This is a genomic window from Alteriqipengyuania triglochinis, assembly GCF_054655655.1.
Genome location: NZ_BAAHNC010000002.1, coordinates 264,140 through 287,334, shown reverse-complemented (window position 1 = coordinate 287,334; position 23,195 = coordinate 264,140). Strand labels below are relative to the sequence as shown.

General features: G+C 66.8%; 27 protein-coding genes. 12 read left to right on the top strand and 15 right to left on the bottom strand.

Annotated features, from left to right (window positions below):
• The 6 genes from sufC (at nucleotide 1) to ACYQ0L_RS07055 (ending at nucleotide 4,085) form a co-directional block, all read left to right on the top strand.
• Entirely contained in the window at nucleotides 1-750 is a 750-nt protein-coding gene (gene sufC, locus ACYQ0L_RS07080; protein ID WP_459788342.1) for a Fe-S cluster assembly ATPase SufC, read from the top strand.
• The gene (locus tag ACYQ0L_RS07075) at nucleotides 747-1,517 is read left to right on the top strand and encodes a SufD family Fe-S cluster assembly protein (protein WP_459788340.1); all 771 of its coding nucleotides are present in this window, start codon (nucleotides 747-749) and stop codon (nucleotides 1,515-1,517) included. Before sufC ends, ACYQ0L_RS07075 begins: the two co-directional genes overlap by 4 nt.
• Before the next feature lie 113 nt (nucleotides 1,518-1,630).
• Nucleotides 1,631-1,939 (top strand): hypothetical protein, encoded by a 309-nt coding sequence (locus ACYQ0L_RS07070; RefSeq protein WP_459788339.1) that lies wholly within the window; start codon nucleotides 1,631-1,633, stop codon nucleotides 1,937-1,939.
• Nucleotides 1,930-3,123: an aminotransferase class V-fold PLP-dependent enzyme gene (locus ACYQ0L_RS07065; protein WP_459788338.1), complete on the top strand. Its 1,194-nt coding sequence runs from the start codon at nucleotides 1,930-1,932 to the stop codon at nucleotides 3,121-3,123. The genes ACYQ0L_RS07070 and ACYQ0L_RS07065 overlap by 10 nt, the downstream gene beginning before the upstream one ends.
• A gap of 24 nt (nucleotides 3,124-3,147) precedes the next feature.
• On the top strand, nucleotides 3,148-3,729 hold the full coding sequence (locus tag ACYQ0L_RS07060; protein ID WP_459788337.1) for an SUF system Fe-S cluster assembly protein: 582 nt from the start codon (nucleotides 3,148-3,150) through the stop codon (nucleotides 3,727-3,729).
• Nucleotides 3,729-4,085, top strand: a complete 357-nt coding sequence (locus ACYQ0L_RS07055; RefSeq protein ID WP_459788336.1) for a HesB/IscA family protein — start codon at nucleotides 3,729-3,731, stop codon at nucleotides 4,083-4,085. The genes ACYQ0L_RS07060 and ACYQ0L_RS07055 overlap by 1 nt, the downstream gene beginning before the upstream one ends.
• Nucleotides 4,086-4,112: 27 nt before the next feature.
• On the opposite strand, the gene ACYQ0L_RS07050 is transcribed toward ACYQ0L_RS07055, so the two are convergent.
• Nucleotides 4,113-4,562 (bottom strand): hypothetical protein, encoded by a 450-nt coding sequence (locus ACYQ0L_RS07050; RefSeq protein ID WP_459788335.1) that lies wholly within the window; start codon nucleotides 4,560-4,562, stop codon nucleotides 4,113-4,115.
• Nucleotides 4,555-5,265, bottom strand: coding sequence for an EI24 domain-containing protein (locus ACYQ0L_RS07045; protein WP_459788334.1), 711 nt, complete (start codon nucleotides 5,263-5,265; stop codon nucleotides 4,555-4,557). Before ACYQ0L_RS07045 ends, ACYQ0L_RS07050 begins: the two co-directional genes overlap by 8 nt.
• 142 nt (nucleotides 5,266-5,407) lie before the next feature.
• Here ACYQ0L_RS07045 and ACYQ0L_RS07040 point away from each other — a divergent pair, with 142 nt between their 5' ends.
• Nucleotides 5,408-6,418 (top strand): adenosine kinase, encoded by a 1,011-nt coding sequence (locus tag ACYQ0L_RS07040; protein WP_459788333.1) that lies wholly within the window; start codon nucleotides 5,408-5,410, stop codon nucleotides 6,416-6,418.
• 36 nt (nucleotides 6,419-6,454) lie between these two features.
• Here the strand turns inward: ACYQ0L_RS07040 and ACYQ0L_RS07035 are convergent, their stop codons facing one another.
• Nucleotides 6,455-6,769 carry a UrcA family protein gene (locus ACYQ0L_RS07035; RefSeq protein WP_459788332.1) on the bottom strand — a complete coding sequence of 105 codons (315 nt, stop codon included), beginning with the start codon at nucleotides 6,767-6,769 and terminating at the stop codon, nucleotides 6,455-6,457.
• Between the two features lie 102 nt (nucleotides 6,770-6,871).
• On the opposite strand from ACYQ0L_RS07035, the gene ACYQ0L_RS07030 reads away from it, so the two are divergent.
• Entirely contained in the window at nucleotides 6,872-7,816 is a 945-nt protein-coding gene (locus tag ACYQ0L_RS07030) for a LysR substrate-binding domain-containing protein (protein ID WP_459788331.1), read from the top strand.
• Here the strand turns inward: ACYQ0L_RS07030 and purD are convergent.
• Entirely contained in the window at nucleotides 7,813-9,090 is a 1,278-nt protein-coding gene (purD, locus tag ACYQ0L_RS07025; protein WP_459788330.1) for a phosphoribosylamine--glycine ligase, read from the bottom strand. The genes ACYQ0L_RS07030 and purD overlap by 4 nt on opposite strands.
• Between purD and xseA the strand changes: the two genes are divergently transcribed.
• From xseA to ACYQ0L_RS07010, 3 genes are read left to right on the top strand one after another with little or no spacing between them, the layout of a single operon-like run.
• Entirely contained in the window at nucleotides 9,089-10,561 is a 1,473-nt protein-coding gene (gene xseA, locus ACYQ0L_RS07020) for an exodeoxyribonuclease VII large subunit (RefSeq protein ID WP_459788328.1), read from the top strand. The genes purD and xseA overlap by 2 nt on opposite strands.
• Nucleotides 10,562-10,598: 37 nt before the next feature.
• Nucleotides 10,599-10,814, top strand: coding sequence for a DUF2093 domain-containing protein (locus ACYQ0L_RS07015; RefSeq protein ID WP_459788327.1), 216 nt, complete (start codon nucleotides 10,599-10,601; stop codon nucleotides 10,812-10,814).
• The gene (locus ACYQ0L_RS07010) at nucleotides 10,811-11,767 is read left to right on the top strand and encodes a M23 family metallopeptidase (RefSeq protein WP_459788326.1); all 957 of its coding nucleotides are present in this window, start codon (nucleotides 10,811-10,813) and stop codon (nucleotides 11,765-11,767) included. Before ACYQ0L_RS07015 ends, ACYQ0L_RS07010 begins: the two co-directional genes overlap by 4 nt.
• 252 nt (nucleotides 11,768-12,019) lie before the next feature.
• On the opposite strand, the gene rpmB is transcribed toward ACYQ0L_RS07010, so the two are convergent.
• Entirely contained in the window at nucleotides 12,020-12,313 is a 294-nt protein-coding gene (rpmB, locus tag ACYQ0L_RS07005; protein WP_459788325.1) for a 50S ribosomal protein L28, read from the bottom strand.
• Between the two features lie 131 nt (nucleotides 12,314-12,444).
• On the opposite strand from rpmB, the gene ACYQ0L_RS07000 reads away from it, so the two are divergent.
• The gene (locus ACYQ0L_RS07000; RefSeq protein ID WP_459788324.1) at nucleotides 12,445-12,903 is read left to right on the top strand and encodes a nucleoside deaminase; all 459 of its coding nucleotides are present in this window, start codon (nucleotides 12,445-12,447) and stop codon (nucleotides 12,901-12,903) included.
• Here ACYQ0L_RS07000 and ACYQ0L_RS06995 read toward each other — a convergent pair.
• From ACYQ0L_RS06995 to ACYQ0L_RS06950, 10 genes are all read right to left on the bottom strand, one after another.
• Nucleotides 12,900-13,601 (bottom strand): ribonuclease T2 family protein, encoded by a 702-nt coding sequence (locus ACYQ0L_RS06995; protein ID WP_459788323.1) that lies wholly within the window; start codon nucleotides 13,599-13,601, stop codon nucleotides 12,900-12,902. The two genes, ACYQ0L_RS07000 and ACYQ0L_RS06995, sit on opposite strands and share 4 nt — an antisense overlap.
• A 5-nt stretch (nucleotides 13,602-13,606) precedes the next feature.
• A complete protein-coding gene (locus ACYQ0L_RS06990; RefSeq protein ID WP_459788322.1) occupies nucleotides 13,607-14,029 on the bottom strand; it encodes a hypothetical protein in 423 nt (140 codons plus the stop codon).
• A gap of 64 nt (nucleotides 14,030-14,093) precedes the next feature.
• A complete protein-coding gene (gene nadC, locus ACYQ0L_RS06985; RefSeq protein WP_459789005.1) occupies nucleotides 14,094-14,957 on the bottom strand; it encodes a carboxylating nicotinate-nucleotide diphosphorylase in 864 nt (287 codons plus the stop codon).
• 140 nt (nucleotides 14,958-15,097) lie between these two features.
• On the bottom strand, nucleotides 15,098-15,895 hold the full coding sequence (locus ACYQ0L_RS06980; protein ID WP_459788321.1) for a LytR/AlgR family response regulator transcription factor: 798 nt from the start codon (nucleotides 15,893-15,895) through the stop codon (nucleotides 15,098-15,100).
• Nucleotides 15,896-15,902: 7 nt separating this feature from the next.
• The gene (locus tag ACYQ0L_RS06975; protein WP_459789004.1) at nucleotides 15,903-17,156 is read right to left on the bottom strand and encodes a sensor histidine kinase; all 1,254 of its coding nucleotides are present in this window, start codon (nucleotides 17,154-17,156) and stop codon (nucleotides 15,903-15,905) included.
• A gap of 130 nt (nucleotides 17,157-17,286) precedes the next feature.
• Nucleotides 17,287-18,309: a M48 family metalloprotease gene (locus tag ACYQ0L_RS06970; RefSeq protein ID WP_459788320.1), complete on the bottom strand. Its 1,023-nt coding sequence runs from the start codon at nucleotides 18,307-18,309 to the stop codon at nucleotides 17,287-17,289.
• Nucleotides 18,306-19,016 carry a DsbA family protein gene (locus tag ACYQ0L_RS06965; RefSeq protein WP_459788319.1) on the bottom strand — a complete coding sequence of 237 codons (711 nt, stop codon included), beginning with the start codon at nucleotides 19,014-19,016 and terminating at the stop codon, nucleotides 18,306-18,308. The genes ACYQ0L_RS06970 and ACYQ0L_RS06965 overlap by 4 nt, the downstream gene beginning before the upstream one ends.
• Nucleotides 19,017-19,026: 10 nt before the next feature.
• Nucleotides 19,027-20,400, bottom strand: coding sequence for a M48 family metalloprotease (locus ACYQ0L_RS06960; RefSeq protein WP_459788318.1), 1,374 nt, complete (start codon nucleotides 20,398-20,400; stop codon nucleotides 19,027-19,029).
• A gap of 210 nt (nucleotides 20,401-20,610) precedes the next feature.
• The gene (locus tag ACYQ0L_RS06955; protein ID WP_459788317.1) at nucleotides 20,611-21,714 is read right to left on the bottom strand and encodes a phosphatase domain-containing protein; all 1,104 of its coding nucleotides are present in this window, start codon (nucleotides 21,712-21,714) and stop codon (nucleotides 20,611-20,613) included.
• Nucleotides 21,715-21,783: 69 nt separating this feature from the next.
• Entirely contained in the window at nucleotides 21,784-23,178 is a 1,395-nt protein-coding gene (locus ACYQ0L_RS06950; RefSeq protein WP_459788316.1) for a PAS domain-containing protein, read from the bottom strand.
• Nucleotides 23,179-23,195: the final 17 nt, after the last annotated feature.

Here is a 23,195-nt window from a genome sequence, read left to right as displayed (position 1 = left end):
ATGCTCCAGATCGATAACCTCCACGCCGAAATCGACGGCACCAAAATCCTCAACGGCCTCACGCTTTCGGTGAACGCGGGCGAGATTCACGCCATCATGGGGCCCAACGGCGCGGGCAAGTCGACGCTTGCCTATGTGCTCGGCGGTCGGCCGGGCTACGAAGTGACCGAGGGATCGGTGTTCTTCCGCGGCGAAGACCTGCTGGCGATGGACCCGCACGAGCGTGCGGCCGCCGGCCTGTTCCTGGGCTTCCAGTACCCGGTCGAAATTCCCGGCGTATCCAACATCCAGTTCCTGCGCGAAGCGCTTAACGCGCAGCGCACCGCGCGCGGCGAAGAGGCGATGACCGGGGGCGATTTCCTCAAGCTTGCGAAGGAAAAGGCCGGCCTGCTCAAGCTCGACATGGAGATGCTCAAGCGGCAGGTGAATGTCGGCTTTTCGGGCGGCGAGAAGAAGCGCGCCGAGATGGTCCAGATGGGCATCCTCGACCCCTCGTTTGCGGTGCTCGACGAAACCGACAGCGGCCTCGACATCGACGCGCTGCGCGTCGTCGGCGATGGCATCAACGCGATCATGCGCAGCCCCGACAAGGGCGTGCTGCTGATCACCCACTATCAGCGCCTGCTCGAGGTGGTGGAGCCGACCCACGTCTCGATCCTCAGCAAGGGCCGCATCGTGAAGACCGGCGGGGCCGAGCTGGCGACCGATCTGGAGCGCGAAGGCTACGACGCGGTGATGGAGAGCGCATGACCGACGCGATCATCCTCCCTACTCGCAAGGACGAAGCCTGGCGCTATTCGGACATCGACGCGATCCAGAATACCGCGCCCGACACGTTCGAGGCGTGGGAAGACGTCCGCGTGGCCGCAGGCGAGACTTGGTCCGACCTGATCGTGCTCGACGGCGGCGCCGACAAGGGTGGGGGCCTGCAGATGCGCCGCCTGCGCATCGTGCTCGAAAAGAACGCGCGCGCCGAACTCGCCGCACTGGTCGCAGGCGGCCAGCTCGGGCGGCTCGAAGTTGCCGTGACATTGGCCGAGGGCGCGCATTTCGAGCTCGGCGGCATTACGCTCGGCGGGGGCGACACCACGCGCGAGATCGTCACCCGCATGGCGCACGAGGAACCGGGCGCGACCAGCAACCAGACCGTACGCAGCGTCCACTGGGGGAAGGGCACCGGCAACTTCCTCGGCCGGATCGATGTCGTGCGCGACGCACAGAAAACCGACGCGGCGCAGAGCTTCAAGGGACTGTTGCTGGAAAAGGGCGCGAGCGTGAACAGCGTGCCGCAGCTCGAAATCTATGCCGACGACGTGCAGTGCGCGCACGGTGCGAGCGTGGGCCAGCTGGACGAATCCGCGCGCTTCTACATGGCCGCACGCGGCCTGCCGCCCGAAACCATCCGCCGCCTGCTGGTGCAGGCCTTCATCGGCGACGCGACCCGCGAACTGGCGGACGAGGCCACGCGCGAAGCGCTATTGGAAAAGGCGCTCGATAAGCTGGAGGAGCGGGAGTGATCCTTCCGAGATCGCTCCTATTCGCCCTGCCTCTGGCACTCTGGGCTTGTGCGGCCACGGCGCAAGTCACGGCACCGCCGGATGAAATCGCCAGTTCCGATGCATATCGCCAAGTGCCCGCGCCCGACCAAACCTATGCAAGCCCGCTCGGCATCGCACAGGCACTCACCGGCGGCTATCCCGCTGCGGCAGAGGTCAGCCCGGTGATCGAGGTCCGGATCGACCCGCATCCCGACAAGGACGGTCGCGCTATCGTCACTGCGTCGATGGGGCCATTGCTCGACGATTCGGTCAAGGCGGAGGAATGGGTCGCCATCGTCGTGCCGGAGGGCAAGGCGTGGCGCATCGAAACGCTGGGTGTCCGGCTCAAATGCTGGCGCGGTGCAAACCCGGACGAGTGGACGACGAAGCTATGTCCGTGATGGAAAGCAAACAATTGGTCGCAAAGTCCGATTTCCCCGGCCTGACGACCGGCGACGGCGAGCCGTGGCACTATCTGGATAGCGGTGCGACCGCGCAGAAGCCGCGCGTCGTGATCGATGCGATGAGCCGCGCGCTGGGTGAGGATTACGCCACTGTCCATCGCGGGGTCTATTCGCGCAGCGCGCAGATGACCCAGGGCTACGAGACGGCTCGACACAAGGTCGCGGCGTTTATCGGTGCGTCGGACGAAGAGCTGGTGTTCACCCGCGGCGCGACCGAGGCGATCAATCTCGTCGCCTATAGCTACCCCAGAAAGGGCCGCGTGCTGCTCAGCCAGCTGGAACACCATTCCAACATCGTGCCGTGGCAGCTGGCCGGCTGGCAGGTCGATGTCTGCCCGCTGACCGACGACGGCCGGATCGATCTCGACGCGGCGGAGCAGATGCTGACGTCCGAGCACGAGATGGTCGCCTTTGCGCATGTCTCCAACGTGCTCGGCTCGGTGCTCGATGCGAAACGCGCGGCGGAGCTGGCGCATTCGGTCGGCGCGAAGCTGTTGCTCGACGGATGCCAGGCGGCCCCGCGCCTGCCGCTCGATGTCGAGGCGATCGGCTGCGATTTCTACGCCATGAGCGCGCACAAGATGTACGGGCCGACCGGGATCGGCGCGCTGTGGGGCCGCAAGGAGCTGCTCGACTCCATGCCCCCATGGCAGGGCGGCGGATCGATGATCGACAAGGTCACCTTTGCCGAAACCACCTATGCTCCGCCGCCGCAGCGGTTCGAGGCGGGCACGCCTGCGATTGCCGAGGCGCTGGCCTTTGCACAGTGCTGCGAATTCATCGACGGGATCGGGCGCGAAGCGATCGCGCAGCACGAAGGCGCGCTGGTCTCGCAATTGCGCGAGGACCTCGCCCGCATCCCGGGCGTGCGGGTGTTCGGGCCCGACGATGCGATGGGCATCGTCTCGTTCGAACTGCCGGGGGTTCACCCGCACGATCTGGGCACCATATTGGATGAAGAGAACGTGGCGATCCGTGCTGGCCACCATTGCTGCCAGCCGCTGATGGACCACCTCGGCGTGCCGGGTACCGCCCGCGCCAGCTTCGGGGTCTATTCCGATGAAAGCGACATCGCCGCCCTGATGCGCGGGATCGAGCGCACACTCAAGATTTTCGCCTGAGGATTGAGGCTGAAAGATAGCATGATGAGCGACGACCAGGACAAAGACTACATCGCAGCCCCTTCGCCGGCCGACCAGGTGACCGACCTGCCGCCGCATGTCGCGCGTTCGGAAGGCAACGCGGGGCAGGCATTGCCCTCGCATATCCCGACCGACACGCCTGCGAAGCCGCCGCGCGCTCGGGTCGAGGACGCGGTGGACCCGGATGCGGAAACCGCGGGCGAGAAGCTCTCTCGCAAGCGCGACTATCTCGACGGGTTCCTCAAGAAGAAGCCCGAAAATGCGAGCGAAACCGGTGCAGGCGGTGCCCTGCAGGAATCTGTGATCGCCGCGCTCAAGGAAATCTACGACCCCGAAATCCCGGTCAATATCTACGATCTGGGCCTGATCTACGGCGTCGAAGTCTCCGAGGACAAGGATGTGGTCGTCACCATGACACTCACCACGCCGCACTGCCCGGTCGCCGAAAGCATGCCCGCCGAAGTCGAAATCCGCACCGGCTCGGTGCCCGGCGTACGCGATGCCGAGGTCAACCTCGTGTGGGATCCGCCGTGGGGGCCCGACAAGATGACCGACGAAGCACGGCTCGAACTGGGGATGTTGTAATGGCCGAAACCAAGCTCCGCGAACGTCCCGCCGCCGTCACCCTGACCGAGGCCGCCGAGCAGCGGGTGGCCGACCTGATGGCCAAGGCGCCCGACGACGCGATCGGGGTGAAGCTCTCGACGCCCCGCCGTGGCTGCTCGGGCCTTGCCTACTCGGTCGACTATGTGAGCGAGGAACAGGGTTTCGACGAGAAGATCGAGACCCCGGGTGGCACCTTCTACATCGACGGAGCCAGCGTGCTCTACCTCGTCGGCAGCGTGATGGACTGGGTGGAAGACGATTTTTCCGCCGGATTCGTGTTCGAGAACCCGAATGCCAAGGGCGCGTGCGGATGCGGCGAAAGCTTCATGGTCTGAGGCTACGCGGCTCGTGAGGGTCGCCTGCTAGCGCCGCAGCGCCTTCGCGCAGGCGGCACGGTCCACATCCAGCGCATCGCTCGCGCGGCGGGCATCGACGTAGGTCGCGGTCGGCTCCGCGCCCGGTGAGAGCGGGTAGAGAAACACGTCGAGCACGCAGGCCTCGCCCACGAACTGCAGCTTGCGCACATCGCCTTCCAGCACATCGAGCCGTGGCTGGCCGAAAATCTGTTCCAGCTGGCTGGCGCGCGATCCGATCACGAATTCCAGTCCCGGGACATTCATCACGCGCGGAGCCACGAAGGCGCCGGGCGCGGTCGGCTGCGGATTGCTCGGCGGGACGTTCGTCCTGGGCGGGGGCGGGGCGCGTCCCGGGGTCGGGCGGCTGGTCGTCGGCCTGTCGGGCGCGGGCGTCGCGCAGGCGGCAATCAGCGGGACGAGCGCGAGCGGGAGAAACGCACGTGAGATTTTACGCATCGCGAAGGCGTCCTTGCACGAGATGGGTGGCAGCAGCCGCGCCGATGATCGGCGCGATGAAATTGAGTCCCGGGATCAGCAACATCAGGGCGACGATGCCGCCCAGCGCGGAGCGCGTGCCTATGCCCAGCGGAGGCTTCGCGTCGGAATCGTGCCGGTGGCGCAGCCACGCCATGTCGCGCAGTTCACGCCCCAGAAGCCATGCGTTGAGGACCGCGAAGAGCACCACCGTGCCCACGCCCGTCACCAGCAGGACGAGGGCCAGCGGCAGGATCAGGAGGTTGTAGAACACCACCCGGAGCGCGCCCTTGAGGCCGATCCACATGCTCTCGCCAAAGCCGATGCGCCGCGCGCTCGCCAGCGCCTCGGGATAGTATTGGGATTCGACCACCTCGACCACATCGTCGGCGAAGAACTGGATCGCGGCGAGCGCGGTGACGCGAAACAGCAACCAGCCGCCGAAGACGACCGCCGCGACCGTCCCGATCGCGCTCGCCACCGCGGCGAGGTTGGGGGGCAGATTTTCGTCTAGAAGCGATCCGAGCCCCCGGTCGATCAGCCACGCCAGTCCGACATAGAGCGCAGCGCCTGCGGCTACGAACAGCACGATCGTCACGATCAGCGATTTGAGCAGCAGCCACAGAACGCGGCGATCCGCCAACTGCGCGAAGGCGCGGGCAAAGGAGGCGGGGAGCGAGGTCATCCGGGCTGGGCTTTTCCGGAACCGGGCCCCGCAAGTCAATCACCTGCACACCATCACCGGCCTTGGCCATCGGGCGGTTGGTCGCTAGTCCCCGCGTCAGCTTTCGCGACCCTCGCAGATTATACAGGATACCGCCCGCATCATGGCCGACCCCAAATTCGACGTCATCGCCATCGGCAATGCCATCGTCGACGTTATCGCACCCGTCACCCACCAGTTCCTGAAGGACGAGGATCTGCCATCGGGTTCGATGCGCCTGATCGATGCGGAGCGTTCGGTCGATCTCTACGGCAAGATGGGCCAGACCAAGGAAATCTCTGGCGGCGCGGCGGCCAACACGCTGGCAGGTGCGACCATGCTGGGGCTGAAGACCGCTTTCATCGGCCAGGTCGCGGAAGACCAGCTGGGCGAAATCTACCGCCACGACCTCACCAGCGTCGGCGTCAGCTTCGATACGCCCGCACGCCCCTATAGCGACAAGGAAAGCGAGCCGCCGACCGGCCGCTGCCTCGTGCTGGTCGACCCCGATGGGGAGCGCACGATGAACACCTCGCTCGGCGCATCGCAGTTCCTGCCCGCAGAGGCGATCGACGACGATCTGATCCGCAGCACCAAGGTGCTGTTCCTCGAAGGCTATCTGTGGGACCCGACGGAACCGCGCGAGGCGATGAAACGCGCGATGCAGGTTGCGCGCGATGCAGGCGTGAAGATCGCCTTCGCCACCTGCGCCGATTTCTGCGTCCACATGCACGGCGGCGATTTCCGCGGCCTGATCAACGACGGGCTGATCGACATCCTGTTCGTGAACGAGGAAGAGGCAGGCATCCTGGAAGGCTCCGACCCCGACGCCGCGTTCGAATCGCTGGCAAATGACGTGCCGCTGGTGGTGATGACCTGCGGCCCCAAGGGTGCGGTGGCCGCGCGCGGCGAGGAACGCGCGAAGATCTCGCCCGAGCCGGTCGACAAGGTGCAGGACCTGACCGGCGCAGGCGACCTCTTCGCCGCCGGCTTCCTCTCGGGCTATTGCCGCGACGCGTCGCTGGAAGAGTCGCTGATCCGTGGTGCGGTGGCCGCGGGCGAAGTGATTTCGCACTGGGGCGCCCGGCCCGAAGCGGATTTGCAGGCGCTGGTGGCGAAGCGGTTGGACGCCTGAGCGCCGCGTAGCGCGACTGAGGGCGCCGGGAGCCCATCAGTCGCGCTTGTTTCCCGGCGGCGCATCCGCTGCTTCGGCGAGGATCAGGGCGCGCAGGCGCGCCACCTTTTCCTGTAGCTGCGCGATGCATGCCTTCGTTTCCGAAGCCACCCGGACCGAGCGTGAGTGGGGCGACCGGCATACATTCCTGATTGCATCGGCGACGCGCCGGTCGAGGATCGCGCGGCCCGCTGTGCTGCGCAGGTCGAGGTCGTCATACCGGACGGCGACCCGATTCTCGCCGGGATCGGCGAGGGCCGGGCCGGCGCCGATCGCGAACGCGGCGGCGAGTGCGAATGTGTGCGCGTTCATAATCGTCTCCCTTGTATCCTGGACGGTGGGGATGACGGCTTATAGTGCGGAAAACCAATCGAAACGCTGGCCATTGAAACAAGCTGAGCTTATGGTTCGGGCATGCGCCAGCTCCCTCCGCTCGCAGCCGTCAGGGCATTCGAGGCCGCCGCCCGGCATCGCAACTATACCCGCGCCGGGGAGGAACTGGGGCTGACGCAGGCAGGCGTGAGCTACCAGATCAAGAGCTTGGAACAGCGCGTGGGCACGGTCCTGTTCGTGCGCGAAGGCCGCACGATGCAGCTGACGTCGGCGGGGGCGGCACTGGCCCAGCGGGTCTCCCAGGCCTTTGTCACGATGGAGAACGCCTTTGCCGAGCTCGCCAAGGACGAGGAGCAGGTTCTCTCGATCGCCTGCTTCCAAACCTTTGCGACCAAAATCCTCGCCCCGCGCCTCGGCTCCTTCCAGCTCGAAAACCCCGAGATTGCGGTGCGGCTGGTGGTCGGTGACGCTTTCGTCGATCTTGAGGCTGGCGAATGCGATCTGGCGGTCAGGCTCTCGCGCGAAGGGCCTGCCGGCTTGCAGGTGCATCGCCTCTACCGACTCGGCATCGCGCCCTTCGCCAGCCCGAAGTTCGTGGCGGCGCACGAGACCCTCCGAGCGGATGATCCTGACATCGTCCAAGACCAGCGCATCTCGCCCAACAATGTCTGGTGGCGCGAATGGGACGAAGCCCGCTGTGCCGAGCGTCCGGGCGAAAAGGCGGGCAGGCAACCGCGCGGGCTGGAATTCGACTCGCAGCAGCTCGACGCTGCCGCCGCGATGAGCGGAAACGGCGTCGCGATCCTCGCGCCGACGCTCTTCCATACCGAATTGGCGGACGGCCGCCTCGTCCGGGTAGGCGCCCGCATCGTGCGCCCGGGCGGCTATTTCCGCCTGATCTATCCCGAGGTGCGCCGCCACTCGCCCAAGGTCCGCGCCTTCCGCCACTGGCTGATGCGAGAGATCGAGCCGTGCCTTGCCGCCGATCCGGGATGTCTCGACGGTCTGGATCGCGAATCGGGCTAGTCTTTTTCCCGCTCTACCTCGCGCCAGCCGATATCGCGACGGCAGAAGCCGTCGGGAAACTCGATCGCGTCTACCGCCTCGTAGGCCGCAGACTGCGCTTGCGTCACATTGCTCCCGCGCGCGGTGACGTTGAGCACACGCCCGCCGCTTGCGACCAACGTTCCGTCCTCGGTGCGCGCGGTGCCTGCGTGGAAGACCTTCGCCTCGTCCGTTTCCGCCCATGCGAGATCGATCGCGCCGCCCTTCTTCGGGGTGCCCGGATAGCCCTCTGCTGCCATGACCACGGTCAGCGCGGTGTCGTCCGAGAAGCGCACCGGCTCGGCGCTCGCCAGGTCGCCGCTCGCACAGGCATACAGCAGTGCGGCCAGATCGCCTTCGAAGCGCATCATCAGCACCTGGCACTCGGGGTCGCCGAAGCGGATATTGTACTCGACCAGCTTGGGCCCCCCGTCGGTCAACATCAGCCCGGCATAGAGCACGCCGCAATAGGGCATCCCCTCTGCGCCCAGCGTGCGCACGGTCGGCACCACGATCTCCCGCATCGCGCGATCGACCAGATCCTCGGTCAGCACCGGGGCGGGGCTGTAGGCGCCCATGCCGCCGGTATTGGGGCCAGTATCGCCTTCGCCCACGCGCTTGTGATCCTGCGCGGAGCCGAAGGGGAGGATGATCTCCCCATCGGTGAGCGCGAAGAAGCTCGCCTCCTCGCCGCGCATGAACTCCTCGATCACGACTTCGGACCCTGCCGAGCCGAACTTGCCGTCGAACATTTCGGACAGCGCCTCCTGCGCTTCCTCGCGCGTCTCGGCGATGACCACGCCCTTGCCCGCGGCAAGCCCATCGGCCTTAAGTACGAAGGGCGCGTCGAAGTGCTTGAGCGCGCCCCATGCAGCCTCTAGCGATGTCACCCGCTCGTACCTGGCGGTCGGGATGTTCGCCCGCTTGCACAGGTCCTTGGTAAAGCCCTTGCTGCCTTCCAGCTGCGCAGGCGCGCGGTCTGGCCCGAACACCGCGATCCCCTCGCTCCGCAGCTCGTCCGCCAGCCCGGCGACCAGCGGCGCTTCGGGTCCTACGACCACGAGCGAAATCTCGTTCTCGTGGCAAAAGCCGATCATGGCCTTGTGGTCGCCCGCGTCGAGCGCGACAATGTCAGCGCAGTCGGCGATGCCGGGATTGCCCGGCGTGGCGTAAAGCCGTTTGCAGGAAGGCGACTGGGCGAGCTTCCATGCAAGGGCATGTTCGCGGCCCCCCGATCCGACCAGAAGGATATTCATGAGCGTTTCCCAATTCGACGATGCTGACCCGTCGCTGCTAGCGAACAGCAGGCCGGGGGACAATTCCGAGCCGCTCAGCGTCACCGATCTATCGCGCAGCCTGAAGCGTGTGGTGGAGGACCGCTTCGGCTTCGTGCGCATTCGCGGCGAATTGTCCGGTGTGAAGCGGGCGGCCTCCGGCCACCTCTATTGCAGCCTGAAGGACGAGAAATCGGTCATCGACGGGGTCATGTGGAAAAGCGCGACGCCGCGCCTCCCCTTCCGCCCCGAAGACGGACTCGAGGTGATCGCGAGCGGCAAGATCACAACCTATGCCGGGCGCTCCAAGTACCAGATCGTGATCGAGCGGATGGAGCTGGCGGGCGAAGGCGCGCTGCTGGCCCTGCTCGAAAAGACCAAGGCGAGGCTGGAAGCCGAAGGGCTGTTCGCGCCCGAGCGCAAGAAGCCGCTGCCCTTCCTGCCGCGCACCATCGGCGTGGTCACCTCGCCCACGGGCGCGGTGATTCGCGACATCCTCCACCGCCTGTCGGATCGTTTTCCCAGCCATGTGATCGTGTGGCCGGTGCTGGTGCAGGGAGAGGCCGCGAAGCGGCAGGTCAGCGCGGCGGTGCGCGGGTTCAACGCGCTTGAGCATGGCGGTGCAGTACCCCGGCCCGATCTGCTGATCGTGGCGCGCGGCGGCGGCTCGATCGAGGATCTGTGGTCCTTCAACGAGGAAGAGGTCGTGCGTGCGATCGCCGAATCGCAGATACCCGTCATCTCCGCCGTCGGGCACGAAACCGATACGACGCTGGCCGATTTCGCCGCCGATCACCGCGCCCCTACGCCCACCGCTGCTGCAGAGCGCGCCGTGCCGGTGCGCGCAGAGCTGGCCGCCGGGCTCGCCGATCTCGGCGCGCGGCAGATGCGCTGCGCCTCGCGGCCCGTATCGCTGGGGCGGGAGCGGCTGGATGCCTGTTCGCAGCGCTTGCCCAAGCCTGAGACGTTGTTCCAGCCCGCCGCCCAGGCGCTGGACGAAGCGACCGAACGTCACCGCCGCGCGCTGGTCGACCGGGTGGGCATCGGGCGCGCCGCGCTCGACCAGGTGGCTGCGCGCCTTTCTCCCTCCACGCTGCAATGGCGGATCGGGCAGGCGCGCGAGCGGCTGGCCCATGCGCGGCTGGCGCCCGCGACACTCACCGCGCGGCTGGAGCGTGCGGGGGAGCGGCTGGAGGCGGGCGTTACCGTGCTCCGCTCGCTCGACCCCAAGGCCCCGCTCAAGCGCGGCTATGCGCTGGTCTTCGGGCCCGATGGCGACCTTGTCCGCAGCGCCGGCGCGGCGCGGGAGGCCGGGGCCCTGCGCCTCGAATTCGCCGACGGGGAGGTGGCCGCCAGCACCGGCGAGGGACCGCCCCCAGCGCCCGCATTGCGCAAGCCTGCGCGCAAGTCGACGCCTGCGCCGAGCCCGAAACAGGACGATCTGTTCGGCTAAGCCTTTCTAGCGCGGCAAGGAATGCTATATCGCACCCATGCTTACCACTTCCGGCGACCAGCCCGCCAAGCTCCACTTCGGCCCCAATGACTTTCGCGTGATCCGCAGCGGACGTTTCGTCCCCTGCGCGGTGACGGGCGAGCCGATCCCGCTCGAAACCCTGCGCTACTGGAGCGCCGAGCATCAGGAAGCCTATGCGAGCTGCGAGATCGCGACCCGCCGCCTGACCGGCGACACGAACGACGCGGCGTGAGCCTGCCGCTGACGAGAACCGCCGCCGGCGCGCTGGCGATCCTGCTCGTCTGCAATGGCTGCGCCTCTGGGGAGGAGGCCGCAGGGCCCAGCGAAACCGTCCAGCCGATCGCTGCGAAGCCCAGCCCGGCACCCGCTCCCGCGCCCACGCCGAAGCCTTCCCCCACGCCAACGCCTGCCCCGACGCCCGCGCGTACGACCTTCGCCTATCAGGGCGAACTGGAGCAGGGCGGCTGGATTCGCGGGACCGTGCCCAGCAACACGCGGACCGCGCGGCTGGGCGAGCAAGAGGTCGGTTTTGCCGAGGACGGCACCTTCTTTGCCGCGTTCGACCGCGACCAGGGTCCAACGATCGAACTGGTCGCCACGCTGGACGACGGCCGGACGATTTCCAGCCCGCTGACCATCGCTCCGCGCGACTGGCGGCTGGAACATATCAACGCGCCTTACCGCGCGGGCCGGACCAGCGCCGAATTCAAGCGGCTGCGCGAAGGCGAGGTCGCGCAGATCGTTGCCGCGCGGGCGAAGGAGACGGGTGCGCAAGGGTGGCGGCAGGATTTCATCTGGCCGGCGACAGGTCGCATATCGGGCCGATTCGGCTCGCAAAGGGTCTATCAGGGCAAGCCCGGCCCCTATCACTCGGGCCTCGATATCGCACAACCCAGCGGGACGCCCTACCGCGCTCCGGCAGACGGCGTGGTAACGCTGGTGGCGCAGGATCCCTTCACGCTGGAGGGCAAGCTGCTGATGATCGACCACGGGATGGGCCTGAACAGCGCTTTCCTCCATTCGGCGACCATCGTGGTCCGCGAAGGGCAGAAAGTGCGGCAGGGCCAGTTTCTGGGTACGATCGGCGCATCGGGCCGGGCGACCGGCCCGCACCTGCACTGGAGCCTCAAGTGGCGCGATTCGCGGCTCGATCCGCTGCTTTTCCTGGGGCCGATGCCGGACTGACAGCATACTGCCGAATCGCCAGGCGACGGGCAGGCCCTGACACACCTGACACAGTGTCCAGGGGTTAGAAATCGCCGCACCCGAACAGCGCGGATCATGCCGGGGATCGACGGTTCAAGGAGCCACGCCGAAGCTAGCGCCGACGCACCTTGTAGGACAGCTGCAAAAACCGTGCGTGCGCGACGAAGGGTGCGATCGCAACGAAATGCGAGCGCACCCTTCGCGTAATCGGAATGGAGAAGCCGGGTAGGCTTACTCGGCCGGGGCCGCAGCCGCCTTCTTGAGCTCGCGCTTCACCTTGAGGGCGCGCGAAGAAAGCTTCTCGTCCTTGGTCTTCAGCAGCCAGTTGTCCAGCCCGCCATTGTGCTCGACCGAACGCAGTCCGTGGGTCGACACGCGGAACTTGAAGCTGCGGTCCAGCTTCTCGCTCAGCAGAGTGACGTTCTGCAGGTTGGGCAGGAAGACACGCTTGGTCTTGTTGTTCGCGTGGCTGACATTGTGGCCTACCTGGCGGCCCTTGCCGGTCAGTTCGCAGATGCGCGACATGGCTTATCTCTTCTTAAAAAAGGTGATCGGTCTGTGCCGGAAAGTCGCCGCGCTTAGCGGCCCATATGCGAATCGTCAACAACCAGTGGTCCTTGCCGAGCCGACAGGGCGCTTATAGCGCAGTTTGCACGATGACGCGATGGCCCTTGCCCGATCCGATGAAACTTGCGCTGCAAGAGGCGCAAAAGGCCGCCGATTCAGGCGAAGTGCCGGTCGGCGCGGTGGTTACGCGCGGCGGCGAGGTGATTGCAACCGCGCATAATGCGCCGCGCACGCTGGCCGATCCGACCGCCCATGCCGAAATCCTCGCGCTCCGCCGTGCAGCCGAAGCGCTGGGGCAGGAGCGACTCGAGGGCTGCGACCTGTGGGTGACGCTGGAGCCGTGCGCAATGTGCGCGGGCGCCATCGGCCACGCGCGAATCGCACGGCTCTATTACGCCGCGCCCGATCCCAAGGGCGGCGCGGTGGCGCACGGCGCGCGTGTGTTCGAGCATCCGCAGTGCCACCACCGGCCCGAGGTCTATTCGGGCATGGGCGAGGAGGAAGCGGCAGCGCTGCTACGCGGCTTCTTCAGCGAGCGGCGCAGCTAGAGCCCGCGCCAGATCTTCGCCGGAGCATCATCCGCTGCCCCGCGCGCAGAACGCTTGCACGCCGCAGGCAGCCAGTCGCGCCCGTAACACAGCCGGATTTCCTCCAGCCAGCCGCGCTCGTTGAGCTGGATCGAAATCATCTCGCGCCGCCAGTTGGTGTTCGCGGCGATCCATGCCTCGCGGATGTCGCCCGCGGTCAGTCCGTCCTGCCGCGACAGGCGGTCGAGGTCGGGCCAGTCGAGGCTGCGGTGGAGGATGCGGGTGATGCGGAAGTAGCGATCGGGCCGCTCGGCCATGCAGCTGCCGTGCTTGGCCCACTGGCGCATGGCGAGGCTTGCGGAGGGCTGGACGCACATCTGCCGGGCGAGCTGCGCGCCGGTGGGGCGCGCATTGCGCGCGGTGCACCATTGCGGCCAAGTCCGAGCCCCTTGCGGCCACAGCCCGTGGACAATCAGCCCGAAGCTTCCGTTACGCCCGGAGCATTGGCGCGCATGGCGCGGCGAATCCTTGCGCGTGCGGCAGAATTCCGGGCTCCAGCCGAGCGACAGGACATAGCCGGTCACCGGCATGGTCCGCGTCGGCGCGTCGCGCGCGACGGCGGGGACCGACACGCTGCGCGGCATGGTGCACTGGTAGCTTTGCGCCGCCGCGCCGGCGGGGACGAGCACGCACGCCAGCAGCAGGGCGGCTCGCAACATCGCGATCAGCCTTCCGTCGTATCGTCCGGCTTCTGGTTCAGCCAGCGGATCGCATCGCCGCGGAAAAGCATGCCCACGGCCACCGCCCGTCCGATCAGGGCGAGCAGGCCGTAGATTTCATGGAGCCGCATCGGCCCCGCCAGATAGTTTCCGACATCGATCAGCGCGATCAGAAAGAACAGCACGATCGCCCACTTGGCGATCACCCAGCGCCGCTTCGAGACGAGGAACCACAGCACGAGACCGATCAGGAGCCCGAGCACGTAGAACGCGACGAGGACCGATGGCGGCACAGCGAAGCCGCTTTGAGCCGATTGCGCCGCCAGCTGCGCCTTGGCAATCGGGTAGCCGCTGACGAAGCCCAGCAGGCCGAGGAACATCGCCCCGAGATAGAAATAGTCGAAAAGCTTGATCGATTGCGGCTTCACCGGCGAACTCCCCTCATGCAGCGCGCGAAGGTGGCGCAAGCTACGCTGCGCCGCAAGCCGCTGATCAATCGAGAGTGGTGAAATCGAGCCCGATATCGGCTGCCGGGGCACTCTGGGTGAGGCGCCCGACCGAGACGAAATCGACCCCGGTCGCTGCCTTGGCCGCGATCGTATCGAGATTGATTCCGCCCGATGCCTCGGTCGGCACGCGGCCTGCGACCAGCGCGACGGCTTCGCGCAGCGCGGGCGGTTCCATGTTGTCGAGCAGCAGGCGGGTCGCGCCTGCTTGCAGCGCGGGTTCGATCTGGTCGATCCGGTCGACCTCGCAGATGATCTCGGCCACCCCGGCATCGCGGGCGCGGCGCACCGCTTCGCCGACCGAGCCTGCGACCGCGACATGGTTGTCCTTGATCATCGCCGCATCCCACAGCCCCATGCGGTGGTTGCTGCCGCCGCCCATGCGGACTGCGTATTTCTCGAGATGGCGCAGGCCGGGCAGGGTTTTGCGCGTGTCGAGCAGGGTGCAATCGGGATTGCCCATCGCATCGACATAGCTCCGCACCAGCGTGGCGATGCCGGAGAGGTGCTGGACGGTGTTGAGCGCCGCGCGCTCCGCCGTCAGCAGCGCGCGGGCATTGCCCTCGATCCGCATCAGGTCGGTGCCCGCAGCCACCTGCGCGCCATCCTCGACCAGCGATTCGACCTCGCATTCGGGGTCGAGCGCGCGGAAAAACGCCGCGGCGATCGGCAGGCCGGCGACCGAGATCGGGTCCCGGCTGTCCATCACCCCCGTAAAGCGAGCGTCAGCGGGGATCACCGCCCGGGAGGTGACGTCGCGGCCCCCGCCCGGCAGGCCCTTGCCGAGATCTTCGGCGAGGGTTTCGTGAACGAACCTGTCGAGATCGAAGCCGGGGATGTTAAAGACCATATCCACTCCGCTCGCCCTGAGCTTGTCGGACTCGTAGAGGGGGCGAAGCCCCTACGGCCGCACTTTTCGGAAAGACACCGCGCAGGAAGGAAAAGCGATCCTTCGACAGGCTCAGGATGGGCGGTGGAATGCTGGCTGGCTTAATGCACGAACCGCGCGACCACGTCGCGGTAGCTGCGCGAAACCTTCACCTCCGCGCCCGAGCCCAGGACAAGGAAACATTCGCCATTGGTATGCGGCTTCACCTGCCGGACCTGGTCGAGATTGACGATGGTCGAGCGGTGGACGCGCTGGAACTTGCGCGGGTCGAGGCGGCGTTCCAGGTCCTTCATCGTCTCGCGCAGGATCAGCGAATTGTCGCCGGTATAGATGCACATGTAATCGCCAGCCGCCTCGATATGTTCGATCGAATCGACCTCGACGCGGAAGATCTTGCCCCGGTCCTTGACGTTGAGCAGCTTTTCGAAGCGGTCGGCCCCGTCGGTGGTGCCCTCCTGCAGTTCCTCGGCCGCTTCGGGCGCAACTTCGGCGAGCACGTTCATCAGTTTTTCCGCCTCGTCCGCGCCGCGTTTCTCGTTCATGCGCTGGCGCACACGCTCGATCACGTCGGCCAGCTTGTCCTCTTCCACCGGCTTCATCAGGTAATGCAGCGCATTGGCCTGGAACGCGCGGATCGCATGCTCCTGGTAGGCGGTGACGAACACGAACAGGGGCGGTTCGATGTCCATCACGCCTTGGACGACGCCGAAGCCGTCGAAGCCGGGCATCTGGATGTCGAGGAAGACGAGATCGGGGCGCAGGGTCTTGATCTTGCGGATCGCCTCGCGCCCGTTGGAGCAGGTGTCGATCACCTCCACGTCCTCGAAGGGTTCCAGCCTGAGCTGCAGGCCCTGAATCGCGAGTTTCTCGTCGTCGACGATGATCGTTTTGATGGTCATTTTGTCACTATCCTATGGCGCGGGGGTACGCCGATGAGTCAACGGGCTGGGCGGGATCCTGTTTCACCGTCGCAGGCGCGTTGGTGCGGCCTTCTTCGCGCAGCGAGGGATGGGTCGTCAATTCGGGCGGGGGCACGGCGGTGGCTTGCTCCGCCTCGCCTTCGCGCTCGAAAGGGATTTCGATGATGACGGTGAAGCCGCCGCGCTCGGGAGAGCGAATCTCGAACAGGTGCTGCGTGCCGTAGGCCTGCGCCAGCCGGTCGCGGATGTTGGCAAGGCCGACGCCCGTCGAATCGGGACCCGTGCTTTGCGGCAGCGAACTGCGCGTGGACTCGACCGGAACCTTCAGGCCCGGCCCTGTGTCAGACACGATGAGCCGCAGGCGCGCACCCGAAAGATGCGCCGACAGAGAGATCTTCGCGCCTTCTTCCAGCGGGGAGACCGCATATTTGATCGCGTTTTCGACCAGCGGCTGCAGCAGCAGCGAGGGCAGGCACGCCTCGGCGGCTTCGTCCGTGATGTCGAATTCGGTCTGGAGGCGATCCTCGAACCGCATCCGCTCGATATCGAGGTAGAGCTTCAGCGTCTCGACCTCCTGTTCCACCGTCACCGTCCCGCCGGGCTGCGAGATCAGCGTGTGGCGCAGGAAGCGCGACAGGCGGGTGAGCATCGCATTGGCCGGTTCGGTCTGCTTGAGGAGCACCAGCGTGCTGATCGAATTGAGCGTGTTGAACAGGAAATGCGGGTTGAGCTGGTAGCGCAGCATGGCCAGCTGCGCGCTGGTCGCCTGGGCTTCCAGCCGTTCCAGCCGGTCGGCCTGCTCTTCCAGCTGGAGGAAGTAGTTGATCGCGTAATAAAGCCCGGTCCAGGCCCCCAGCAGCGGGCCTTCGACCGCGAGATAGAGGAAGAAGAGCTGGGTCAGCGTGGTCTCGCGGTCGCTGTAGTACAGCCCTGCCGCCCAGGCTTCGATCAACACCTGCGCGCTCAGCGCGCTGGCAAGCGCGAGCGCGGTGAAGCCCCAGGTCACCAGCGGCGGCCGGCCGATCAGGTTGCGATAGATCACCGACAGCACGAGGCTGAGCGAGAAGCCCGTCACGGTGGCGGGGAACACGATCGTCAGCAGGCCGAGGCCCTGTCCGTTGACGAGGCCCTGCACGCAGCGCAGCAGCATCGCGCCGCCCCAGCCCGCGAATTGCAGGTTCCAGAAGGCGCGGTTCTTGTTCGCGAAGAACGGGGCGGGTCGGGAAGGCAGCACGGCCATCATGGGCATTCTCTAGCGCAAGCGGCCGCGTTCGCCCAAGCCTTTGCGTGCATCGATGCGACGGGACAGTTCTGGCGCGCGGGGAGCGGACGGTTCCAAGCCGTGAGGACCGCCTCCGGCTCCCGAAAGCCTAGCGTTCCGGCAGGCTCTCGCGGCGGAAGTGGCGCGCCCAGTCGACGCTGCCGTCGGCCGCACGCACGCGCTTGAGCTCGGGGAATTCCGCTTCGATGAACTCGACCCGTTCATCCCACCCGTCATGCGTGCGCGCGCGGAAGATCCAGCCGCCGTAGCGCGGCCCCCAGCGTTCCATGAATCGGCTTGCATCCTCCGGCCGGAACCCTGCGTTGGCCAGCAGCCACGGCATCAGACGGTCCGCCTCGCGCTCGGTCAGGCGCACCGCCTTGCGCTTGCGCCCGTTGGCATCGAACCACGCGCGATGCTGCAGCAGGTTATGGGCGAATTCGTGCGACAGCACGGCGGCGAGCAGCGGATCGGGATAGTCGACGCCTGCGAAATCGGGGCCGATCACCACCCGGTGCCCGTCCGCCACCGCCTTGCTTCCCTCGCCGATCTCGAACCGGCTGGGGCAGGCGGGTACGCCGACGATGGTCAGCGGCACCGGCTCGCCGGAGCGCAGGACCGTGATCGGGAGCGATCCGGTCTCGGCCAGCAGGCGTTCGGTCCGTGCGCGGATAGTCTCGATCCGCTCCCACGGCTTGGTGCCCTCGACCGGGATGTCGGCAATGGCCATGTCGCCGATCGCGATTACCGTATCGTCGACCTGCAGTCCGGCCCGCATCGCAGGCCCGTCCGGCACCAGCGCCTGCACGCCGATATCTCCTTCGAGGCCGAGCAGGGCGCGCAAGGTCTCACCGTCGCCATAGGCGGCCATGTCGTGCAGCAGCAGCCCGGCAGAGGCCGTGGCATGCTCGCAGAAGCGCGCATTGCCCGTCACCAGCCGGAAGCCGAGCGCCAGAACCCGCGCGTCCTGATCGCGCAGTTCGGCGATCTCGGGCGGCAGCGGTGCGGATGGCGTCGGGGCGGGCGCTTCAGGAGCGGCCGGAAGCTCGATCGGGGTTTGCGCGAGTGCGGGCGAGGCGGCCGCCCCCAGCCCGAGGGCAAGGACAAGGCCATGGGCAAGAAGCGGCTTCACGACTGCGCGCTGCTTTCGGCAATGGCTTCGGCCAGGGCATCGACGCCTTGCGCACCCTGGAGGATGTGGTCGCCGGTGATCCATGCGGGCGTGCCGGTGAAGCCCAGATCCTGCGCCAGCAGGCCGTTGCGCATCAGTTCCGCCGTTACATCCTGGCCCTGCGCGTCTTCGCGCGCGCGCGCCATGTCGAGCCCGGCCGCCTGCGCCGCGCGCTCGACGGTCGTCTCGTCCGCGACCTCCCGTGCGAACAGCGCCCGGTGGAAGGCGGCGAACTTGCCCTGCTTGGCGGCGGCCAGCGCCATGCGTGCCGGCGCTTCGCTGCCTTCGAAGATGGGCCATTCCTTGATGACGACGCGCAGCTCGGGATCGGCGGCGATCAGCTGTTCGACATGGTCTGCGCTCAACCGGCAATAGCCGCAATTATAATCCGAGAACTCGAACAGCGTGCGGCTGCCCTCCGGATTGCCGAGCACCGCGCCGGGGAAGGGTTCGCGCCATTCCTCGCCCGCTGAGGCGAGCCGCTGTTCGGTATCGCGGCGTTGCAGCTCCTGCGCCATGCGCTGGAGCATCTCGGGATTGTCGAGCAGGTAGCTTTCGGTCTGCCGGTCGGCGAGGCCGGTGGTGGAAAACAGGCCAGCGCCCAGCAATCCGCCGAGCAATGCGAGCGCGAATACCCCTGCGCCGCGCAGCGCCGTGTCCTTCATCATGCCCCCTTCCTCAGCTGTCGTCGCGCGCGGCTTCGAGCGCGGCCTGCGCCTGCATGCGCACGTCCTGCGCGCGCAACCAGTCCGCCGATCCTTCGGGTAGTTCCGATTCGGCGCGCTGGGCATTGCGCAGCGCCTCGATATAGCGGCGCGTCATCACCTGCTGTTCCGCGCTGGCAAGATGCGCGCGCGGCATGTCGCCGCGTTCGGCGTAAACCACGCCCAGCTGGTACCACGCGAAGGGATTGCGCCGATCCTTGGCAACTGCGGCGCGCAGCACGGTTTCCGCCTCTTCGTAGTGGCTCGCATCCTCGGTCGCGATCAGCGCATGGCCGAAGAGCGATGCGATCAGCGGTTCGCTATTGGTCAGTTCGGTCGCGCGGCGCAGTGCGGGCAGTGCTTCGTCCGGGCGGCCCGATTCGAGCAGCACCTGCCCCTGAAGTTCGAGGAAATAGGGGTTGTCCGGATCGCTCGCGATCAGTGCGTCGGTCTCTTCCAGCGCGGCATCGATCTGCGCGTCCTTGTGATAGGCGTAGGCCCGCGCATAGCGCGCAGGGACGGTGGCATTGGTCGTGGGATAGGTGCGCAGGGTCTGCACCGGCTCGGCGAGATAGCCGAACAGCTTGGCCTTCACGCGCTGGAAGCGCGCCTCCAGTGCGGGATCGGTCTTCGCATTCCAGGCCGGATCGATTTCGTAGACTTCGCGCAGGCGCGCGATCCGGTCACCCGAAAGCGGGTGGGTGCGGTTGAATGCCGCCTCGTCGCTCTGGCTGCGGTTATAGCGGTATTCCTGGTTCAGCAGCTTGCCGAAGAAGGCGAGCGAGCCCTTGCCGGAAATCCCGGCATCGGAAAGATATTGCGCACCCGCCGCGTCCGCCGCCGATTCCTGCACCCGGCTGAAGGCAAGGTACTTGCCCATCGCCGCGCGCTGCCCGGCCATCATCGCGCCCATCGCCGCATCGCCCGCTCCCGCGACCGCCGCGGCGACGCCGATGAGGAGCGAGAGGATCGAGATCGTCTGCGCGCTGCGCATGCCGTCGGACGAGGAAATCACGTGGCCGCCGGTGATGTGTCCCAGTTCGTGCGCGATCACGCCCTGCACCTCGTTGGCGCTGTCGGCAGCGTTGATGAGGCCGGAATGGATATAGACCGCCTGGCCCCCGGCGACGAAGGCGTTGATCGAGGGGTCGTTGATCAGGATGATGTCCACATTGCCGGGCCGCAGCCCCGCCGCTTCCACCAGCGGGTCCGCCATGTCGCGCAGCAGCGCCTCGGTTTCGGCATCGCGCAGGATGCTCTGCGCCATCGCAGGCTGTGCCATGAGCGAGAATGCCAGCAGGCAGGCAAGCACTTGGGCCGAAAGCCGGGCCAGGGATTTGGGGAGCATTGCCATCAGGACGCGACACTAGCCTCCGGCGGGCTGAATGTCTCCTGAAGCCTGCGCTGGATCGAGGCTGCGGCTCCAGGCTTGCATCACGGCACTATCCGCCTGCGCGAAATGCCCCATCAGGAAGTGCCACCGGCGGCCCGCCGTATCGCGGCTTTCCGTGATGGCCGGGCGAAGATCGTCTGGAAGAGGCAGCAACCGCCCGGTTCCCTAGGCTTCTTCTCCCGCGCGCGATTCCACCGTTTCCACGATTCGCGATGTTTCCCCATGGGGTGCCACCCCTGCCGTCCGCAGGAAATCCCGGCCCACGGCATAGCTGTTTCCCAGCCACAGAGGCACCCCGAAGCTCTCTATGACCCGTTTCGCGTCAAGTTCGGCTTCGGAGAGCGCCTTGTCGGTGGTGCGGATGAAGACCGCCGCGATCCTCTCCGGCTCGCGCGCCACCGCTTCGGCGAAGGCGGGCAGGTCGCCCTGCGTGTCGTCGCCGATGAAGGCGAAGCGCAGATCCGCAAAATGGTCGAGAATTTCGGAGATCGATCGCTGCTTGTGCGCGCCGTGGCTCTTCCTGCCGATCGTCGCCATGTTGAAGCCCCAGTTGCGCAGGAACAGCGTGCCCACCGGCAGGCCGCGCGACTGCTGGAAGGCGACGAGGTAGGAAAACAGGTTCCACGGGGAGGATGAGATGTAGAAGAACGGGCGATGCGTCGCGGGGACGAAGCTGCCGGTCGGCTGTTCCTTGCGTGGCACGGTCAGCCCGCCGCCGATCGTGCCGTAAAACGCGTCTGCGCCTTTTACGAGGATCCGGTCCTGCGGCATCTGCGCGAAGATTCGCTTCCAGTTGCGCACCACGTTGTGGATGCCGCCGGTGATGCCGGTCTCGATGATCGTGTCGTCGATGTCCGAGATCACACCGATCTGCGCGTCGGCACCGGGGACCAGCACATGGCCGGTGACCGACTGGTGACCCTCCGCATTGTCCCAGCCCAGCCGCACGATCTCCCACGCCGTGTGCGCGGGGTAGGGCCACTCCCCCTCCAGCGGGATGTCGAAGCGGAAATAGCCGTCGTCGTCGGACGTGGTCTCGTAATCGAAATCCTCACCGTCCGCGCGGGTGAGGCACAACGTGACGCGCACGTCGGCGACCTCGCTCGCGAAGAACTGCGACATCATCACGCGGAAGGTGCGCCAGCGGCCTGCTTCCCCGAACTCTGGCGGGCGCGAGCGCATGGTGCGGCCGGTCAGGACCAGCCGGTCGCGATTGCGAAACCCGAAAAAGGGCTGAACACGAACCGGACGACGCCTGAAAATCCCCATGGCGGGGGAGCTAGCGTGCCCGTGTCCGTCCGTGAAGCCCCGAAGGGCGATGCCGTGTGTAAGCCCTGGTCAGTCGAGAAGCCTTTTCGCGGCGCGGGCCAGCAGACGGTCATCATCGGCGACCTCGCCGAGGAAGGCGATTTCGCCCGCCTCGCCGCGCCGGATGACGCAAACCGAGTAGGCCGCGCCCTCTGCCGGGATATCGGCCAGCGGACGTCCTTCGAGCGTGCCGAGCTTCGCCTCCATGCGCGAGGCCTTGCGCGGTTCCGGCGCGTCCTCATCCTGGCCGCGACGGACGGCACGTTCCTGCGCGACCAGCGCCTTGAGGCCGCCTTCGGTCTTCGCGAGATAGTGCGCCAACGTGCCCCGCGCGATCCCTTCGCGCCGGGCGAAAGCAAGTACGGCGGCATATTCGGCGAGGCGCGACTTGTCGTAGTCGCTCCCGAAGACGAGCTTGACCACCGGGGTCATCGGCGCGCGGTGCACCGTCGCAATATCGTGCAGGTTGAGCAGGCTTTGATACGCGTCGGGCTCCTGCTCGGCTGCGAGGCTGACGTCGTAGGCGCGGCCGACCGCGCCGTAGAGTGCGGCGCGGCTGCGCAGTTCGGCACCCTGCGCCGCTTCGGCCAGTTCGCGCGCCTGCGCGAGGCAGGAATGCAGGTCGTCCGCATCCGAAGGCTGCGCGTCGGCAGCCACATGGGCGTCGAGCCGCGCAAAGGAGGGGTTGGGAAGCGAGGGGCCCTCGCCCTCTGCCGATTCGTCTCCTGCGCTCGCGCCGGGGCCGTCGGCCCAGCGCGTGATCGAGGCGGCGGTGAACGCGCGCACCGGCGGCGCATCGTCCCGTTCATCGCCCGACTTGCCATCGAGAACCTCGTCGACTTCGAGCAGCAGCTCGTCGGTGGTCAACTGGTCGGCCACTTCCTTCCAGTTGATGACGCCGTAGATGAAATCGATCGTCTGGTCGTCGGTCGAGAAGGGCAGCAGGATTCCTCGGTAAAGGATCGTGACGCTGCGATCATTGATGTATTCCGCCTCGAACCCGATCGGAGCCTCGTTGGCGAGAATCTGCATGTAGTGATCGGTAATGCGGCTCAGCAGCGATCGGCTGGGCACATCGGCGAGTGTGCGGATCGGCCCCTCCTGCGCGCATTCGCCAGCCAGACGGTCGCCGAGGAAGGCGATCGCCGGGCTGTCGTTCCCGCCGGTGAAATCGAGCAGGACGCTGTTCCCGGCAAATTCGGGCATTGCATCCAGATTGATCGCCTCGACGCTGGGGAAGGCCCGCTCTCCCAGCAGACCGGCCCAGTAGTTATAGGCGCGGACCTGCATCCGGCGCTCGTCCGGGCCCACGGGGGCAGGGGGCGAATCGTCTACGGCGCATTCGCTATCGTCGTCGTTGCGGTCCCACGCGCCATCGTCGCCGGGATCGTCCGAAAATCCGAATTTTCCACGCAAGCTGTCCATGTCGTCAAAAGGCCCTT

What these genes read in the sequence shown, in the direction of transcription:
- ACYQ0L_RS07075 (WP_459788340.1), top strand. Translation starts at nt 747, where the DNA reads ATGACCGACGCGATCATCCTCCCTACTCGCAAGGACGAAGCCTGGCGC.
- rpmB (WP_459788325.1), bottom strand. Translation starts at nt 12,313, where the DNA reads ATGTCGCGCATCTGCGAACTGACCGGCAAGGGCCGCCAGGTAGGCCAC.
- purD (WP_459788330.1), bottom strand. Translation starts at nt 9,090, where the DNA reads ATGAATATCCTTCTGGTCGGATCGGGGGGCCGCGAACATGCCCTTGCA.
- ACYQ0L_RS06965 (WP_459788319.1), bottom strand. Translation starts at nt 19,016, where the DNA reads ATGATGAAGGACACGGCGCTGCGCGGCGCAGGGGTATTCGCGCTCGCA.
- nadC (WP_459789005.1), bottom strand. Translation starts at nt 14,957, where the DNA reads ATGGTCTTTAACATCCCCGGCTTCGATCTCGACAGGTTCGTTCACGAA.
- ACYQ0L_RS07050 (WP_459788335.1), bottom strand. Translation starts at nt 4,562, where the DNA reads ATGCGTAAAATCTCACGTGCGTTTCTCCCGCTCGCGCTCGTCCCGCTG.
- ACYQ0L_RS07030 (WP_459788331.1), top strand. Translation starts at nt 6,872, where the DNA reads ATGCGCCAGCTCCCTCCGCTCGCAGCCGTCAGGGCATTCGAGGCCGCC.
- ACYQ0L_RS07015 (WP_459788327.1), top strand. Translation starts at nt 10,599, where the DNA reads ATGCTTACCACTTCCGGCGACCAGCCCGCCAAGCTCCACTTCGGCCCC.
- ACYQ0L_RS06980 (WP_459788321.1), bottom strand. Translation starts at nt 15,895, where the DNA reads ATGACCATCAAAACGATCATCGTCGACGACGAGAAACTCGCGATTCAG.
- ACYQ0L_RS07035 (WP_459788332.1), bottom strand. Translation starts at nt 6,769, where the DNA reads ATGAACGCGCACACATTCGCACTCGCCGCCGCGTTCGCGATCGGCGCC.
- ACYQ0L_RS07065 (WP_459788338.1), top strand. Translation starts at nt 1,930, where the DNA reads ATGTCCGTGATGGAAAGCAAACAATTGGTCGCAAAGTCCGATTTCCCC.
- ACYQ0L_RS06955 (WP_459788317.1), bottom strand. Translation starts at nt 21,714, where the DNA reads ATGGGGATTTTCAGGCGTCGTCCGGTTCGTGTTCAGCCCTTTTTCGGG.
- sufC (WP_459788342.1), top strand. Translation starts at nt 1, where the DNA reads ATGCTCCAGATCGATAACCTCCACGCCGAAATCGACGGCACCAAAATC.
- ACYQ0L_RS07055 (WP_459788336.1), top strand. Translation starts at nt 3,729, where the DNA reads ATGGCCGAAACCAAGCTCCGCGAACGTCCCGCCGCCGTCACCCTGACC.
- ACYQ0L_RS07045 (WP_459788334.1), bottom strand. Translation starts at nt 5,265, where the DNA reads ATGACCTCGCTCCCCGCCTCCTTTGCCCGCGCCTTCGCGCAGTTGGCG.
- ACYQ0L_RS07060 (WP_459788337.1), top strand. Translation starts at nt 3,148, where the DNA reads ATGAGCGACGACCAGGACAAAGACTACATCGCAGCCCCTTCGCCGGCC.
- ACYQ0L_RS07000 (WP_459788324.1), top strand. Translation starts at nt 12,445, where the DNA reads ATGACGCGATGGCCCTTGCCCGATCCGATGAAACTTGCGCTGCAAGAG.
- ACYQ0L_RS06960 (WP_459788318.1), bottom strand. Translation starts at nt 20,400, where the DNA reads ATGCTCCCCAAATCCCTGGCCCGGCTTTCGGCCCAAGTGCTTGCCTGC.
- ACYQ0L_RS06995 (WP_459788323.1), bottom strand. Translation starts at nt 13,601, where the DNA reads ATGTTGCGAGCCGCCCTGCTGCTGGCGTGCGTGCTCGTCCCCGCCGGC.
- xseA (WP_459788328.1), top strand. Translation starts at nt 9,089, where the DNA reads ATGAGCGTTTCCCAATTCGACGATGCTGACCCGTCGCTGCTAGCGAAC.
- ACYQ0L_RS06950 (WP_459788316.1), bottom strand. Translation starts at nt 23,178, where the DNA reads ATGGACAGCTTGCGTGGAAAATTCGGATTTTCGGACGATCCCGGCGAC.
- ACYQ0L_RS06975 (WP_459789004.1), bottom strand. Translation starts at nt 17,156, where the DNA reads ATGGCCGTGCTGCCTTCCCGACCCGCCCCGTTCTTCGCGAACAAGAAC.
- ACYQ0L_RS07040 (WP_459788333.1), top strand. Translation starts at nt 5,408, where the DNA reads ATGGCCGACCCCAAATTCGACGTCATCGCCATCGGCAATGCCATCGTC.